The organism is Gimesia sp., assembly GCF_048262075.1.
GTDB lineage: Bacteria > Planctomycetota > Planctomycetia > Planctomycetales > Planctomycetaceae > Gimesia.
In genome coordinates this window covers 226,417-242,268 of sequence record NZ_JBLXFK010000011.1, presented here as the reverse complement: position 1 = coordinate 242,268, position 15,852 = coordinate 226,417, and the positions used below count along the sequence as shown (strand labels likewise).

At 48.9% G+C, this 15,852-nt stretch carries 14 protein-coding genes; 3 read left to right on the top strand and 11 right to left on the bottom strand.

What is annotated here, in order from left to right:
- Together ACN0YH_RS20645 and ACN0YH_RS20640 are read left to right on the top strand one after the other, a co-directional pair.
- A partial coding sequence (locus ACN0YH_RS20645) for a DUF1559 domain-containing protein (RefSeq protein WP_417381481.1) occupies nucleotides 1-897 on the top strand: 897 nt, incomplete at its 5' end.
- 163 nt (nucleotides 898-1,060) lie between these two features.
- Nucleotides 1,061-1,228, top strand: a complete 168-nt coding sequence (locus ACN0YH_RS20640) for a hypothetical protein (protein ID WP_417381480.1) — start codon at nucleotides 1,061-1,063, stop codon at nucleotides 1,226-1,228.
- Between the two features lie 31 nt (nucleotides 1,229-1,259).
- On the opposite strand, the gene deoC is transcribed toward ACN0YH_RS20640, so the two are convergent.
- The 6 genes from deoC to ACN0YH_RS20610 form a co-directional block, all read right to left on the bottom strand.
- Complete coding sequence (gene deoC / locus ACN0YH_RS20635) at nucleotides 1,260-1,958, bottom strand: deoxyribose-phosphate aldolase (protein WP_417381479.1); 699 nt, start codon at nucleotides 1,956-1,958, stop codon at nucleotides 1,260-1,262.
- Nucleotides 1,959-1,963: 5 nt separating this feature from the next.
- Nucleotides 1,964-2,887, bottom strand: coding sequence for a sugar phosphate isomerase/epimerase family protein (locus ACN0YH_RS20630; RefSeq protein WP_417381478.1), 924 nt, complete (start codon nucleotides 2,885-2,887; stop codon nucleotides 1,964-1,966).
- Nucleotides 2,888-3,075: 188 nt separating this feature from the next.
- Nucleotides 3,076-3,468: a hypothetical protein gene (locus ACN0YH_RS20625; RefSeq protein WP_417381477.1), complete on the bottom strand. Its 393-nt coding sequence runs from the start codon at nucleotides 3,466-3,468 to the stop codon at nucleotides 3,076-3,078.
- Nucleotides 3,469-4,055: 587 nt separating this feature from the next.
- On the bottom strand, nucleotides 4,056-4,982 hold the full coding sequence (locus ACN0YH_RS20620) for a type II secretion system F family protein (protein ID WP_417381476.1): 927 nt from the start codon (nucleotides 4,980-4,982) through the stop codon (nucleotides 4,056-4,058).
- Nucleotides 4,983-5,074: 92 nt separating this feature from the next.
- Nucleotides 5,075-6,046: a type II secretion system F family protein gene (locus ACN0YH_RS20615; RefSeq protein WP_417381475.1), complete on the bottom strand. Its 972-nt coding sequence runs from the start codon at nucleotides 6,044-6,046 to the stop codon at nucleotides 5,075-5,077.
- 61 nt (nucleotides 6,047-6,107) lie between these two features.
- Complete coding sequence (locus ACN0YH_RS20610) at nucleotides 6,108-7,424, bottom strand: CpaF family protein (protein ID WP_417381474.1); 1,317 nt, start codon at nucleotides 7,422-7,424, stop codon at nucleotides 6,108-6,110.
- 439 nt (nucleotides 7,425-7,863) lie between these two features.
- On the opposite strand from ACN0YH_RS20610, the gene ACN0YH_RS20605 reads away from it, so the two are divergent.
- Entirely contained in the window at nucleotides 7,864-8,997 is a 1,134-nt protein-coding gene (locus ACN0YH_RS20605) for a glycosyltransferase (protein WP_417381473.1), read from the top strand.
- A 60-nt stretch (nucleotides 8,998-9,057) separates the two neighbouring features.
- On the opposite strand, the gene ACN0YH_RS20600 is transcribed toward ACN0YH_RS20605, so the two are convergent.
- The 5 genes from ACN0YH_RS20600 to ACN0YH_RS20580 all read right to left on the bottom strand — a co-directional run bounded on the left by ACN0YH_RS20600 (nucleotide 9,058) and on the right by ACN0YH_RS20580 (nucleotide 15,546).
- On the bottom strand, nucleotides 9,058-9,870 hold the full coding sequence (locus ACN0YH_RS20600; RefSeq protein ID WP_417381472.1) for a DUF3467 domain-containing protein: 813 nt from the start codon (nucleotides 9,868-9,870) through the stop codon (nucleotides 9,058-9,060).
- A 136-nt stretch (nucleotides 9,871-10,006) separates the two neighbouring features.
- Nucleotides 10,007-10,939, bottom strand: a complete 933-nt coding sequence (gene ispH / locus ACN0YH_RS20595) for a 4-hydroxy-3-methylbut-2-enyl diphosphate reductase (RefSeq protein WP_417381471.1) — start codon at nucleotides 10,937-10,939, stop codon at nucleotides 10,007-10,009.
- 344 nt (nucleotides 10,940-11,283) lie between these two features.
- On the bottom strand, nucleotides 11,284-13,146 hold the full coding sequence (glmS, locus tag ACN0YH_RS20590; RefSeq protein WP_417381470.1) for a glutamine--fructose-6-phosphate transaminase (isomerizing): 1,863 nt from the start codon (nucleotides 13,144-13,146) through the stop codon (nucleotides 11,284-11,286).
- Between the two features lie 283 nt (nucleotides 13,147-13,429).
- Complete coding sequence (locus ACN0YH_RS20585; RefSeq protein WP_417381469.1) at nucleotides 13,430-14,473, bottom strand: hydantoinase/oxoprolinase family protein; 1,044 nt, start codon at nucleotides 14,471-14,473, stop codon at nucleotides 13,430-13,432.
- 14 nt (nucleotides 14,474-14,487) lie between these two features.
- Nucleotides 14,488-15,546: an ATP-grasp domain-containing protein gene (locus tag ACN0YH_RS20580; protein ID WP_417381468.1), complete on the bottom strand. Its 1,059-nt coding sequence runs from the start codon at nucleotides 15,544-15,546 to the stop codon at nucleotides 14,488-14,490.
- Nucleotides 15,547-15,852 lie beyond the last annotated feature (306 nt).

Genomic DNA, 15,852 nt, shown 5'->3' with positions numbered 1-15,852 from the left:
CTGCTGGTCGTGATTGCCATCATCGCGATCCTCATTGCATTATTATTGCCAGCCGTTCAACAGGCCCGTGAAGCTGCCCGTCGTTCGCAATGTAAAAACAATCTCAAGCAGATTGGGCTCGCGTTGCATAACTACCATGATAACTTTAATACATTCCCCCCGGGGGACGTCAGACGAACCTATGGTTCCGGCGTTCAATCATGGACCACCAGCATGCTGGGCTGGATCCCGCGGATACTTCCCTTCCTGGATCAGTCTGTGGTTTACAATAAGATCAACTGGGAGATGGAAAGTGGCGTGAGTGCTGCTCCCAACAACAGTATCCGCAGGGAAAAACTGACGGTCGTCCGTTGCCCCAGTGATTCTTCGCGCCAGCCATCCTCTACTTACGGTCCAACAAATTACATGGCCTGTCGCGGTACGGGTGCCTCATCAACTTCAAATATTGCAGGTTCCATTTTTGCTCAAAACAGCAATGTCCGAATTCGTGATATTGAAGACGGTACCACGAATACCATGATGGTTTCAGAAACTTACGCGAGTGCGCCATTCTGTAGCGATCAGCCGGCAAGTGGCGTCTGCCCTGCCAGTTGTCGCGTCGCCAGTGGATTTCCTTCTTACACGGGGGGCGCACAGCAGGGCTATTCCTGGTTCTACGCTCAAATTTACGAATCCCATTATTATGGGACGGTCTACCCCCCCAACGATAAATTTCCAGACTGTGGAGCGGGGTCCAGCACAACGGCGGCACTCCTGGCGGCCCGCAGTAAGCACGTGGGTGGAGTCCATGTTCTGCTGGCTGATGGATCAGTCCGTTTTGGTTCAGAGAACATCGATCTCTCGATCTGGCAAGATCTGGGACACCCTGCCGATGGGAATGTTCTTGGTGAATGGTAAGCCTCTCGTCATGGCATTGACCTGAGTTCATAATCTCGTCACCTGATGGCTCTGTCAGGTGACGAGAGTTTTGCTCCACAATCCCGCTGCGAATACCACCACTCAGTAATATTGCATGCTGAGCGATTCTTAGAGACCGTTTATTACTGGAAGTTGAAATCCCATGCTCAAATTGATCTACACCGCTCTGTTGATCACATTTCTATCCGTCCTCTCAACCGGCTGTGGTGAAGAAGCTCCTATGGTTGAGGGAGAGTTTGATGAATCTCAGCAGATTGATCCTGCCGCAGAAGCGGAACTGGAAAAACAGGCCCAGAGAGATCTGCAGTAAATTCAGCCTCATTGTTTCATTTTCATAGAACTTATAATGAAACTGCGGGGAGCTTCAACCGGGTCCGACAGGTATCCAGAATGATGCGTGTTGCACTGGCACCGACGCGGCTTACTCCCAGATCACGAACCTCGAGGAGCTGATCCAGCGTACGGATTCCCCCTGCCGCTTTGATCTGAACCCGGTCCGGACTGTGGGCCCGCATCAACTTCAAATCATCTAATGTTGCGCCTCCAGTGCCATATCCGGTCGAGGTCTTCACCCAATCCACTCCCAATCCCGCACAGATATAACATAGCTCAATCTTCTGATCATCAGTCAGATAACAGTTCTCAAAAATCACTTTGATTTTCTGGCCTGCCTGGTGCGCCACCCTGGTAATCGCTCCGATTTCATTTTCGACATACTTCCAGTCCCCACTAAGGACCCGAGATAGATTGACGACCATGTCCAGTTCTTCACAACCATCCAGAATCGCCTGTTCTGCTTCCCGCTGTTTCATGATCAGTGTATGCCCTCCATGTGGAAAGCCAATAGTGGTGCTGGGATGAACTGTGGAGTGTTCCAGAATCTCGGCACACCGCTTGAGGTAAAATGGCATAATACACACACTGGCCACATCATAAGCCAGTGCCAGTTGGCAGCCCGCTTCCAGCTCCGGTACAGTCAAGATGGGACTTAACAGGGAGTGATCGATCATCTTTGCTATTTTATTAAACTGATCTTCCATGAGCTTTACTCTCGACAGGGAATATAATTTCGCAGGTAAGTATGACACTGTCTTAATGCAGCCAGACACGATTCGGTGGAGCCTTCGTAGGCACGATCTTCAACTTCAACGCAAACCGGTCCCTGGTAACCAATCTCATTCAATTGTGAAAAAAAATGCCCCCAGTCGACCTGTCCCAGTCCGGGTAACTTGGGGGTATGATAATCCAGGGGATACGCCATTATTCCCACCTGGTCCAGCCGATGCTGATCGACACGCACATCCTTGGCATGCACATGGAATATCCGATCAGCAAAATCACGCAGGGGAGCTACATAATCCATCTGCATCCACACCAGATGGGAAGGATCATAGTTCAGACCAAAATATTCACTCGGTATATCCGCATACATCCGCTTCCAGATAGCGGGAGTGCAAGCCAGATTTTTTCCACCCGGCCACTCATCCTGACTAAAAGACATCGGGCAGTTTTCGATACCAATGCGTACCTGTTGCTGTTCAGCGTATTGAATAATTTCAGGCCAGGTCTGTAGAAAACGAGGCCAGTTCTCATCGACCGACTTTTTCCAGTCCCGCCCGATGAAGGTATTCATTCGATTGATACCCAGTTTTCCCGACGCGGCGATGACCTTTTGAATATGTTCCGCATATTTACCGGCTTCCTCCGGATCAGGACAAAGTGGATTCGGATAATAACCCAATGCACTGATCTCAATTCCGAATTCATCGGAAAGCTGAGAAATGGTTGCGACGTCGGAATCGGTAAACTGTTCCGCAGAAATGTGAGTAATCCCGGCATAGCGCCGGGAATCTTTTCCTTCAGGCCAGCACATGACTTCGACACAATCATAGCCGATCTCTGAAGCCGCCTGAAATACTCCACGCAGGTCATAATCTGGTAATATGGCCGTTACAAACCCCAGTTGCATTCTCTGATCCTCCCTGCTGCCCGTAGTGTGAGTCTTTCGGAAACACTTGCTTCCAAGACTGATATCATAAGCAACAAAGGAGAACAGGTCTACAACGGGAAACAGAAACGGCCAGGCTCGGAGCGGCTGGATTCGGAGGGGGATGCTTTACTGTCGGGAAAACCCGAGCAATCAATGGCTGAGCGGGGCTACCAGATCTCTTTAATATTGAATTCATAGGCCTGCATCCGGCGGCCCGCTTCGAATTCTTCGGGGGCTTCCGCCAGGACACGCACCCAGACGCGCTCCCCGTGATACTTCCCTTCAATGGAAATATGACAACCTAACTGATCATCATCATCGACGGGTAAAGACTGCCAGTGCAAAGATTCTACTTCCTCAAATATTTCACCCAGATTGAGGATATTGAAACAGAACTTGGAAGGTGCCAGAACACCGTCCCATTCGCCACCGACGATCTCGGTACTGGATGCAAACAATGTCACTTCCCACTCGTTACGGCTGTTGTTGTGGAAATAATGACATCCAATCGGTGAAAGCATATCGACATCATACATCAGTGATGCCACTTGATTTGCCATTGTTTTCAGCCATGAAGGGGGGGCAGGCATCTGAAGTATTCAATCTAGTAACTAGTGTGTAAGTTGGGTGAATGACTTTATCCGCAGTTAATCAATTTACACTTAAACTAAGGCACTAACAAATGAGGTGTTTTCACACAACCATCTGCATCCTGATTTCAATGCAACTGATCTAAACGATTGGATTGTCTTACCCGAGCCTGCGTTTTAAAATGCCCGCATTTCCTCCTGCAAGACAGCAATCAAGCGAATATTCGAAAGTGAGTTGTTCCATCTAACTACGTACTTGCACACTTTCGAATGTCCGATTCAGGGATGATTGTCGCAAAAGAAGTGCCAAAGAAAGGACAGATCAGGGAATTCGTGTCTGACAGTGTCTGGCGTTGAATTGAGAATCAACAATATTGAATAATCCAGCTACCCACGTTCCGAAAAGGAATAGAGTCGTAAGGGATTTTTTCAGAAAATAAGTAGTAGACCGGACAAGTTAAATTATGTGTAAAATAAATAAACACCTTTGACTTACAGAATGTTCAAAGGTGTTTACGTTTTTTGTTGTTTTCAGGAAACAGAAACGGAGTTTGAAATCAACTTGTCAGCAGTCCATTGATCATCATAATCGCAGCCGGTCCTACCAGGACCACAAAGATACCGGGAAAAATAAACAGTACCAGTGGGAAGATCATCTTAACGGCAGTCATCGCAGCCTGCTCTTCGGCCAACTGGCTGCGTTTCACACGCATGCTGTCTGACTGTACGCGTAAAGCCTGGGCAATCGACGAACCAAATTTATCGGCCTGAATCAGAATCGCCGCCAATGCCCGCATATCATCAACACCACTGCGGATCCCCAGATCGTGCAATACTTCACGTCGCGGACGCCCCATCTGTAACTGCAGATTACACAAGGCAAACTCACTACACACATCAGGCGCGGTCTCTTCCAGTTCCTCAGAAACCCGTCGCATGGCGGCATCCAGCCCCAGGCCGGCTTCCACACATACGACCAGCAGGTCCAGCGCATCAGGCAGTGACAGAAAAATACGTTCTACGCGTCCCTTGACCAGTAGACGCAATACAATTTCAGGGAGATAAAAGCCAATTCCCCCGGCAATGACCAGTGATGTCCAGCCATTTTGAGTCATCCCAAAGTTATAAAATCCGTAACCCGACCCCAGCAACACACCCAACAGGCCTAATGCCACTTTTAAGGAGAGAAAGATGGAAGGCGCGGCTTCCGAATTATAACCGGCATTTGCCAGTCGTACTTTTAACTGATTTTCTTCCAGTTCCGATTTCGGAGTTAATGCCTTCGAGAGTGCGGGAGCCGCCTTTTCAAATAACGAACTGGCCGAATTTGCATCTTCGGGATTAGCTCGTAAATGGGGATTTCGTAATTCCTCCAGCCGCTCATTGGTACGTGAATGATCTGAATTCAGTTTGTTGATCAGGGCAATCACACCCACAATCACCATTCCAAAAATGGCCCATGGTATTAATTGAACAAAGTCCATGTTTAATTCTCCAACATTCAACAAATAAAATCAGTAGTCACGTTAATTCAGATATCAATTCACCTGTTCAAATCCGACAGATTTCTGCCTGATCAGATTTTGATGTTTACAATCTTCTTAATCCATAAGGCACCCAACACCTGCAGTACGATACCGCCGGCAATCATTTTTCGGCCCAGTTCATCCGTGAACAGAAGCATCACATAATCGGGATTGAGATAGTAAACAGCAAAGAACAATGCGATCGGCAAAGCCATCAGCACGACTCCACTGATTCGACCTTCCCCGGTTAACGCCTGAACCTGCCCCATAATCTTAAAGCGTTGCCTGATGATATAACCGATTTTGTCAAGAATCTCAGCCAGGTCACCACCGGCCTGTCTCTGAATTACAACCGCTGTCACGAAAAACTTCAAATCCAGGTTCGGCATCCGCTTTAACATGCTTTTCAATGCTTGATCAATGGGAACCCCCAGATTCTGTTCTTCGTAAGCTAACGCAAATTCCGTTGAAATCGGTGCCGGCATTTCCTGAACCACAACACTGAGCCCCGAGGAAAGACTATGCCCCGAGCGTAACGCACGCCCCACCAGTTCCAACGCATCAGGTAGCTGTTGACCAAATTTTTTAAATCGCCGATTGCGGCGGAACAACAACCACATAAATGGCAATACCCCCGCTCCCAGCGCAGCCACCGGGCAAAAGGGGCCAGGTGCATTCGTAAACCAGGCGGCAGCAAAACCCAGAGAACCGGTAACAGCGGTCATCAGCAGAAATGTGTCTGCTTTGAAGGGCGCCTCAGCCTGCGCCAGTAGCAGCTTGATATTACCAAACTTCTCAAAAAAGTGTGCCACCTGATCAGACAGGCTATTCAAGCCTCCCTTCACAAATTCTTCTTTGAGCAACGAGGTCGCCTCTTCCGTTGCTTTCTTTTTGCCGGTAATGACGGCCAGACGATCTTCAGCCTTGCTGGATGAAAAATCCTTGATCACGAAGATGACGGCCCCTGCAAAAGCCATCATTCCCAGAAATGCAGCGATAGAGATGATGAGTGTCTGATCCATCTCGGATTACCTTTATCGTTTGAAAATCGTGTATTTATTTCTTTTAGTAACAGTATTAATCTCAGCCCTGCAAGACGCGGTTGGCAAACAGGTTCCCTGGCAAGCGCACACCGGCTGCCTCCAGACGATCCATGAATGCCGGTCGTACTCCAGTTGCTTCAAAATGACCAAATGCTCTGCCATCAGCATCAATGCCATCCTGAATGAACAGGAAAATATCCTGCATAATCACGGTGTCCTGTTCCATGTTTAGAACTTCTGTCACGTGTGTTACCTTTCGAGGCCCCCCCTGCAGTCGGTTTACCTGAATAATCAGATCGACGGCGGAAGCGAACTGTTGCCGCAACGCTTTCAGAGGCAGTTCCACTCCCCCCATCGTAATCATGGTTTCCAGACGGGATACCGCATCCCGAGGTGAGTTGGCGTGAATCGTCGTTAATGAACCTTCATGACCGGTATTCATCGCCTGTAACATGTCCAGTGATTCGCCGCCACGACATTCCCCGATGATGATCCGGTCTGGTCGCATACGTAATGCGTTTTTCACCAGGTCCGTTGCGGAAATTGCCCCTTTGCCTTCAATATTGGAAGGTCGGGTTTCCAGGCGTAAAATATGTTCCTGTTGTAATTGAAGTTCCGCCGCATCTTCGATTGTAATCACACGGTGGTCACTCTGAATAAAGCCCGATAATGTATTTAACAACGTCGTTTTACCAGAACCGGTACCACCACTGATAATAGTATTGATACGTGCTTTAATGGCTCCCTCCAGTAACATGGCTATTTCCGGAGTAAACGCCCCAAACCGCAGCAGATCTTCCAGTCCCAATGGATTCGATCCGAACTTACGAATCGTTAACGAGGGACCATCCAGTGCCAGCGGAGGGATGACGGCATTCAATCGCGAGCCGTCAGGCAGACGGGCGTCGACCAGGGGAGACGTTTCATCCACACGTCGTCCCACTTTGGAAACAATCCGGTCCAGAATCTGCAGCAAATGCTGATTATCGCGGAAGACTACATTAGATCGTTCAATCCGTCCGTTCTTTTCCACGAACACATGCTTGGGACCGTTGATCATGATGTCCGCGATATCCTGATCTTTCAGCAGCAATTCGAGTGGCCCGAACCCAAAGGTCTCGTCCAGTATTTCTTCGATCAACCGCTCTCTTTCAGAACGGTTTAACAGTGGATTTTCCGTATCGCATAAATGCTCGATGACCAGTCGGATTTCCCGACGCAGTGAATCACCTTCCAGATCACCCACACGTGACAGGTCCAGTTTTTCAACCAGCTTGCCATGAATCAGTCGTTTCAGATCATCAAAAGCCATATTGGAATCGGCGTGTGAAAAACCAGTAGCTGCCATCTTATTCATAACTCCTTGAAGTTGTGTCTTTGATTTGAAAACCGGAATGTTCTGCCCGAATTAGACATCCATAATCACATCAGCGTTACTGGGAGATGTGACAGGGTTTTCAGCTTAAATTTAGTTCATAAAATGACACCACGTCGGCTTAAGAATAAAATGTTGCAAAAAAGCAGCATCTCTCTATCAGATAAAACTGCTGCTGCATAACGATTCTGCCGATGATGTTCTCTCTTTGCACTCTGAGGATCAATCCGGTTGATCAGATGGTTATCTCGAGGGGAAATGAGATTGCAGTATTCATCTGCATTTCATGCTTATGAGGTAGATTTATATAAGTGTAGCAGCAGAAAATCAGATACTCCCTGTACCCCCTCTGCCTCTCTCTGAAATACATCAGCAGTTATCACTAACCGCATAACTGCTACAATCCAGAAAAGTAAAAACATTGCTGCAATTATCAATCATTATTCCTACTTACTGCGAAGCAGAAAATCTAACGGTACTCATCCCGCGTGTGAACCAGGCGCTCACTGCTGCCAGTCTGGATGCAGAAATCATTGTGGTTGATGACGACAGCCCGGATGAGACGATTCAGGTTTGTCAGACCCTGGCTGAAAAGTTTCCCCTGCGTCTGATCACCCGCAAAGATGAACGGGGGCTCTCTACCGCCGTGATTGCAGGATTAGAGGCGGCAACAGGAGAAATTCTTCTGGTCATGGATGCAGATCTTTCCCATCCTCCGGAAAATATCCCGGAACTGGTATCAGCCCTCAATCAACCGCAGGCGGACTTTGTGATTGGCAGCCGTTATGTCGAAGGAGGCTCTACCGACCAAAGCTGGGGCTGGTTCAGAAAATGGAATTCCCGAGTAGCAACCTGGCTCTCCCGCCCTTTCACCAGTGCCCGTGACCCGCTGGCCGGTTTCTTTGCAATCAAACGGCAGACATATCGGAAGGCTCGCCAGATCCTGAATCCGGTGGGATATAAAATCGGGTTGGAGCTCATCGTCAAATGCCGATGTCGAAACGTAGTCGAAATCCCGATCGATTTTGCAGATCGAGTATCAGGAACCAGTAAGCTTTCCTTCAAAGAACAACTACGCTACCTGAAACATCTCAAACGCCTGTTCGATTTCAAATTTCAGAACTATGCCTATTTCATCCAATTCGCGCTGATCGGGCTTACCGGAGTCTTTGTTAATCTGCAGATGCTTTCTCTGCTCTCAAACTGGATTAGTTCACCGGTCGCAGTGGCTCTGGCGATCTGGTCCTCCATGAGCACCAACTTCCTGCTCAACCGGAATATCACTTTCTCGTATGCGAAGCATGCTCCCATCTTCAAACAGTATCTGACCTATTGTGGCAGTTGTCTGACAGGAGCCATTTTCAACTGGCTGACGACAATGACCCTCAGCCAGTCCTTCCAGTTTTTTGAGAAGCGAATTCTACTGGCGGCATTTATTGGGATTCTTGTCGGCATGGGTTTCAATTTTCTGCTCTGCCGGTATCTGGTTTTCTCCAAGCACAAATCAGCAGACGAACCAACAGCGACCGATAAAGAACTCAAGCACACTGAGTAAATAGCAACTTTATCGCATCGGATGCGACCTGTCCCTAACCCTGGTTACCTGTCAGCCTGGTTAATCATCCTGCTGTGGAGGCTGACGTTTCTGCTGCTGAGCGACTTTTCGCTGGAACTGCTCGAAGGAATGCGTCAGCGAATCCAGCAGGCGGGGAATATTCGGCGCTGCCATATGCACGCGGGCAGAAACACAGGAACGGGGAAAGAACGTGGTAATGAAATCGAATGAAAATTCCGTCGCGGAGTGCCCAATTCGAACGGCATTGGCATACGTGCCGCTCAACATCTCATCTGGTAGCTTCAGCTCGTCATACAACTCCTCCGCGGAAGGTGGTTTCTGAGCCGACTCTACCGGATTGATTTTGGTTTCCGAAGTTTCCTGGTTGGCAGACTCCGGAGTTCTTGTCTCTCCGACGACTCCTGCTCCGCCGGCAGCCGCCCCCGAAACAGAATCAGCAACCGGTGAGGCAGGCTGTTCGGTTTCAGGTGTTTCGATACCTGCTCCGACATTGATGGATTCAGAGGAACCAGTAACCGCTGGAGGCAACGGTGTAGGAATGACAGGAGTCCCAAACCGATTCTCGTAATTCGTCAAATTATCGCGGAGTGCACGTATCATCTGGGGAACGACTCCCATGGGAAGCACCACCCGTGCGACAACCTGCTGAGGCGTGGAAATCCGCAACAGAAAATCGAGAATAAATTCGTGACCTCCCTGCAGTACTACAGCTCCCGTACTGAAAACGCCACGCGAGACACCTTCCGGCACACGGGCACTGACCTGGGAATGCCTGATTTCCTGCGTATGGCGTTCCGCGTTGAATTCCGGAGAATCATCATTGTTTTCAGCTGGCGTCGGATTATCACTCATGGTTACTGTTTCATTCTTTCAGGATTCTCTACGGTCTCGCGACTCAAAGATCTTGGTTTACAATAACCATAGTAAGGTCTCAGATGGTACTCAGCAAACCAGACCGAGCATTTTAATCATTTCACACGATCTGATATTATGTCTGAATAGCCCGTAATTCTTTGGGGAGGGGGAATCGAACTGATTCCTTACGGATAATCGCGTTTTCAATTTCTGCCTGATATTGATCTTCCAGAAATTGAATCAGTTCCTGCACAACGACTTCGGGGGCACTGGCGCCTGCTGTGATCAGAATTGTTTCTGTCTGCTCGAACCATTCCGGTAATACTTCTTCCACCCCGTCAATCAGATAGGCCGGCTTGCCGGCAGTCTTCCCAATCTCCATCAGGCGTTTGCTGTTCGAACTGTTCTGACTTCCCAGGACGAGCACCAGATCCACGCGTGACACCAGTTCGGAAACTGCTTCCTGACGATTTGTAGTGGCATAACAGATATCTTCTTTTGGGGGGCTTTCGATCTCAGGGTATTTTTCCTTGAGGCTGCGAATTACGCGGCTGGCTTCTTCCACACTTAAAGTGGTCTGAGTCAGGTATGCCAGTCGCGCCCCTCCAGGAAAATTCAAAGCGGCAACTTCTTCTGGAGTTTCGATCAGCGTAATACTTTCCGGAGCTTCCCCCATCGTGCCGATCACTTCGTCGTGCCCTTCATGGCCAATCAAAATGATATGATAACCAGCGTCGGCATATTTGATGGCTTCGGTATGCACTTTAGTTACCAGCGGACAAGTTGCATCAATCGTACGAATTTTTCGTTCACGCGCTTCATTTCGAATCACCGGGGACACACCATGTGCACTGAAAACCAGAATGGAATTTTCCGGTACTTCACTCACTGCATCGACAAAGGTGACCCCCTGATCCGTAAAACGATTCACGACATACTTATTATGTACGATCTCATGATATACATAGACATTGCTGCCAAAGATGCGAATGACTTCTTCAAGACACTCGATTGCCATATTCACACCCGCGCAGAAACCGCGGGGATTTGCCAGTATAACTTTCATTGATTTTGTTCCAGTAGCACAGAAATGTAATCTTTTATTTCTGTTGAGGGGCGTCGTATCCAATTCACTCAAATGTGACAGAGGTAAAGTCCCGCCTGCAATGATTTGAAGCGTCAAATCAATCAGAAGCAATCCCTCTGACTGCCTCAGCTACTATTCTATGCTGATCACGAAGCGAAACCAGATCCGGGAAGTTGATTTTTCCCACTTTCAACAAAGGAAAACCTGTTTTTTGCTTATTTCATGCAAGAAACAAACAGATTCCCGGGCTGTCACCTGAATGCAACGCGCAGCGTCTCGCCGTGCAGGAATCTGAACAGCGCTCGATTTCCTGAAAGTCGGACTTATTCTACCGTTACGCTTTTTGCCAGATTACGAGGTCGATCGACATTACATCCACGCTGGACAGCAATATGGTAAGAGAGCAGCTGTAACGGAATCGCCGTGACGAGGGGCTGAAGAAAATCGTCGACGTCGGGTACATAGATCACATCGTCGGCAATATCAGCAATCTTATTATCCCCTTCACAGGCGATGGCGATCACAGGCCCTTTCCGTGCTTTGACCTCTTCCAGATTGCTCATGACTTTAGGATAAATCTGTCCGCGAGGTACAATGAATACACTGGGAGTAGCTTCATCCACAAGCGCGATCGGACCATGCTTCATTTCCGCAGCCGGATATCCCTCTGCGTGGATATAACTGATCTCTTTGAGTTTTAATGCCCCTTCCAGCGCACCAGGAAAATTATACAGGCGTCCCAGATACAAAAAGTTATTGAAGTTACAGTACTTTAATGCAATGTCCTTCACCTGCTCGTTGCATTCCAGGCATTTCCGGATCTGGTCGGGAACCTTATGGATGGCATCGATAATTCTGCGGCCGGCTGGATAGGACAGATGTCGCATCCGCCCCAGAAATAATGCTAACTGAATTAAAACCATGACCTGCGAAGTGAATGCTTTCGTTGAAGCAACTCCCACTTCCTGACCGGCGTGTAAATAAATTCCGCCATCCGCTTCCCGGGCAATTGTTGAACCGACCACATTACAGATCGCCAGTGTCGGATGGCCTTTCCGCTTGCATTCGCGCATTGCTGCCAGTGTGTCAGCAGTTTCACCACTTTGAGTAATCGCGAAAATCATCGTACTGTTTGAAATCGGAGGGTTGCGATAGCGCAATTCGCTCGCATATTCGACCTCCGTTGGAATCCGGGCAAACTCTTCCAGCAGATATTCACCCACCAGGCCGGAATGCCAACTGGTTCCACAGGCTGTCAGTACAACGCGATCAATTTTTCGCAGCTGTTGCGCGCTTAAATTCAAACCGCCAAATTTGGCGGTCGCTTCATCTTCATCCAGGCGACCACGCATGGCGTTTTCCAGTGCCTGCGGTTGTTCGAATATTTCTTTCAGCATGTAATGTTCAAAGTCACCCAGCTCTGCTTCAACGCTCACCTGATCAAGGGTCTGAATTGAAAGCTTCTGCTGGCCTTCATCACGGTGAAAGATTTCAATCTCATCACGCGTGATGACAGCCATTTCGTGATCGGCAAGGTAAATCACTTCGTCGGTATAACCGGCCAGGGGGGTTGCATCACTGGCGATAAAATGTTCGCCTTTGCCGACACCGATCACCAGCGGGCTCCCCAGTCGTGCGGCAATGATCGTGTCCGGGAGGTCCCGGAACATCACCACCAGGCCGTAGGTTCCCTTGAGTTTCGTCAGGGTGATTTCGACTGCTTTCAGATAGGTAGCCAACTCTTCCGGGTCAGAACCAAATTTGATTTGTTCTTCCAGGTGATGTGACAGCAGATGCGCCACAGACTCGGTATCAGTCGTCGTGCGAAAAACGTACCCCAGTCCCTGCAACTGCTTCCGCAGTGAAGTATAATTTTCGATCACTCCATTATGGACGATGACAACATCATCATTTCCCCCCACATGGGGATGCGAATTCTGATCGTTGGTTTCTCCATGTGTCGCCCAGCGGGTGTGTCCGATCCCTACCGTGCCGGAAACCGGACTCGACTTGTAGAGGGACGCCATCTCAAGGACACGTCCTTTTTTCTTTCGAATCTGGATTGAAGAGCCATCATGAACAGCGACACCGGCGCTGTCATAACCTCGATATTCCAGTTTCTGCAAACCTTTGATCAGAATGGGCCCGGCCTGTCGATGACCGATATACCCGACGATTCCACACATGTTTCGCGCTCCATCGCTGGATGAGGGAAAAATATTTTGAGGACTTAGCGCATTCCCCCGTCATTCTGGTAACCTGTCATCCTTGTTCATGTTACCGGAACGCTGAGATAAAAGTGGGAAGCTCTTAAGTCTTGAAATTGCCTGCTGCTAAACAGTTATAAGCGCGGGAAGATACCACAAGATCCGAAAAGAAGTCAACTGCGATTCTGCATAGTTCATTTGAACACAGTCTCATTTTGCAACTATTAAAATGTTGTAACATATACACTTACAGACATGTCTTTCATTGACTTCGATTGACATCCGGGGAGAACCGAACCCGTTCTGCAGCCAGTCGCGCAACGGCATAGGCACAGGCGGAATCTGAAATGGATCGATCAAAGATCTCAGCGACATTCGTAGTCGTTGCCTGAGCAAGTTGCGGATGAGAACGAACTATTTTTTCCGCGAGAAATACGGAACTGCCACTGATCAAGATCGTGTGGGGAAGGTCATCCATTTGCCTCAGGACCTGATTCAACGACTCGGTAATCTGTGACTGCTGTCGCACCGCCAGCCATCCGGATATCTCGACCGCCTCGGCTTCACTCAGTCCCGTAGTATCACAACAGACAGAACGGGCAATACGGGCAAATGCATTCGCCCGCATCGCAGGCCTGCCGTCTGCCGTATCGACATCCTCGGGAGATTCGGGGATCTCTCCAAGCATCAGATAAAGATCCGCAGTCGTCGCAAAACATTCCGCCGCCAGAGGACAATTCTGACCGCGCAAAGGTACACTTTTCTCCAACATCGCCAGCGGAGTCCGACGACCACCGGTATAAACCAGTTCCCCCGACAGTAATCGTTCGACATCCGTTAAACCCTCGGTAACCGGCAACCCATTCTTAAGCGGTATCAGATCTGTAGTCGTTGAGCCGATATCGATCAAGAGGCTACTCTGATCAGGAATCATCCGCCCCAGCCAGGTTGCCAGCGCATGCCAGTTGGCAGCAGCAGCCAATAAAGGAAATTCCCGCGCGATCTCTGTAGTCAGAAATTCTGCACCGGTCTGCCAGACCAGCACAGGCACGCCCGGCACCGCCTGTTCGACGGCAGTCAGAATATGATTGACCCCGTCAGCCTTCGTCTGAAAACAGTCTGCCAACTCCCCCGTCATTGTGACCGCAATCAGATCGGGCTTCGGGTAGGAAGCCAGCATCCCCTGTAATGTCGACTGTAACAACTCAGGAGTTTTCCAGAGTTCAAAGGACATCGATCTGGCAGCACCATCGCTGTCTGCTGTCTTGAGGTTCGCGCCGCCAATATCCAGGCCAATGACATACATGTTGAGTTTCTCGATTAAGATTGTGGTAGCAGTGCAGAACTTCCATCAGTATGAAACCGGACCGTTTCTCCCCGATTCCAGTTGATGGGAGGAAAATCTGTAGTTGAATCAATGAGCCGCGCTGCCAGATTATCATGTGTCAACCGGCGATAACCAGTGTAACTGGTCGTCAGTCTCGGATTGATTTCCACCAGCACGGGTTCATTTGGAGCGTCATCTGGCAAAAGAATATCAAAGCCCACATATCCCGCAAGTCCCGGCAGTAAATCACAGACACGATTCATTAAATCATAAATGCTTTGCGACACCCTTTCATTCACGTCCGCAGGAATTGTTCCTCCCTGATACTGAAAACCCTGCTTCCAACTGATCTGCTGCTCACCCACCGGAAAAAACTCCCTGTGTCCTGCTCTGATCAGCGCCACGGTCGAAAGTGGCTTGCCTGTCAGGAAAGGCTGTAACAGAAATGTTCTTTCTGGCGGCTTCAGTTGAGTCCAGTGTTTCTGTATAGCGACCTCATTGTCGAACGTTTCCAATCCGAGACCTCCTGCTCCAAAACGATGTTTGATCAGACAGGGAAACGAAACCGCAGATGGAGGAAGTTCTCCTGACAGGAACTGAGTCGGAATCACGGGAATCGAGTTCTCCTGCATCAGTTCATAAAACCGCCACTTGTCGGCTGTTAACTGGATTGTATTGAGATCTGAACCAGCAACAACTGCGCCACTATCCAAAGCCAGCTGCGTTCGACTGGACAGCAGATCCTCAAACTCGGGCGCGATGATGAACGCGCAATCGGCCATTTGACAGGCTGTCTTGAAGCTCTCACTTTCCTGCTCTGGTGTATTGACACGGAAGATTTGTAACCGTTCCCCGCGGATCGCCTCTTTGAAAATCGGAGCGTTCAGCGAGAGCGTCTGCTTCAGGCCCGTCATTACGCGAATGTATGGAAGCGCAAGCAGATCAATAATGATTGCTTCCAGCATCGCAGTTCCCTCTGTGAGTAAGCCGGATTCCGCTTCGGTCAGTTCACAGGCACCACTACAGAGATATTCAGTCACAAAGATGTTCAAAGTGGGTCCTTGCCACGATTTGATTACCGAAACAGGCTCAGTGGAACCCGCCTTTCAGTATTAAATTCAGTACAGCTGGTATCAATCATACGACACTTAAAGCAGGTTCAGTCTAGAAACTCGACTCTGCTTTGTTAATTGTTCTGACTGATGATCTCGAGGTTTTTAGTCTGTTTTTCTTCAGTTTCCCATTTCAGCCTCTCTGCAATGATTCTGTTGAATGGATTGCAATCATCACTGTTAGAAATCACAGAGCCACCGTGGTCAATACATTAAAGATAATCGTTTGATTTCCATCTGGAATCG

What these genes read in the sequence shown, in the direction of transcription:
- ACN0YH_RS20640 (WP_417381480.1), top strand. Translation starts at nt 1,061, where the DNA reads ATGCTCAAATTGATCTACACCGCTCTGTTGATCACATTTCTATCCGTC.
- deoC (WP_417381479.1), bottom strand. Translation starts at nt 1,958, where the DNA reads ATGGAAGATCAGTTTAATAAAATAGCAAAGATGATCGATCACTCCCTG.
- ACN0YH_RS20630 (WP_417381478.1), bottom strand. Translation starts at nt 2,887, where the DNA reads ATGCAACTGGGGTTTGTAACGGCCATATTACCAGATTATGACCTGCGT.
- ACN0YH_RS20625 (WP_417381477.1), bottom strand. Translation starts at nt 3,468, where the DNA reads ATGGCAAATCAAGTGGCATCACTGATGTATGATGTCGATATGCTTTCA.
- ACN0YH_RS20620 (WP_417381476.1), bottom strand. Translation starts at nt 4,982, where the DNA reads ATGGACTTTGTTCAATTAATACCATGGGCCATTTTTGGAATGGTGATT.
- ACN0YH_RS20615 (WP_417381475.1), bottom strand. Translation starts at nt 6,046, where the DNA reads ATGGATCAGACACTCATCATCTCTATCGCTGCATTTCTGGGAATGATG.
- ACN0YH_RS20610 (WP_417381474.1), bottom strand. Translation starts at nt 7,424, where the DNA reads ATGAATAAGATGGCAGCTACTGGTTTTTCACACGCCGATTCCAATATG.
- ACN0YH_RS20600 (WP_417381472.1), bottom strand. Translation starts at nt 9,870, where the DNA reads ATGAGTGATAATCCGACGCCAGCTGAAAACAATGATGATTCTCCGGAA.
- ispH (WP_417381471.1), bottom strand. Translation starts at nt 10,939, where the DNA reads ATGAAAGTTATACTGGCAAATCCCCGCGGTTTCTGCGCGGGTGTGAAT.
- glmS (WP_417381470.1), bottom strand. Translation starts at nt 13,146, where the DNA reads ATGTGTGGAATCGTCGGGTATATCGGTCATCGACAGGCCGGGCCCATT.
- ACN0YH_RS20585 (WP_417381469.1), bottom strand. Translation starts at nt 14,473, where the DNA reads ATGTATGTCATTGGCCTGGATATTGGCGGCGCGAACCTCAAGACAGCA.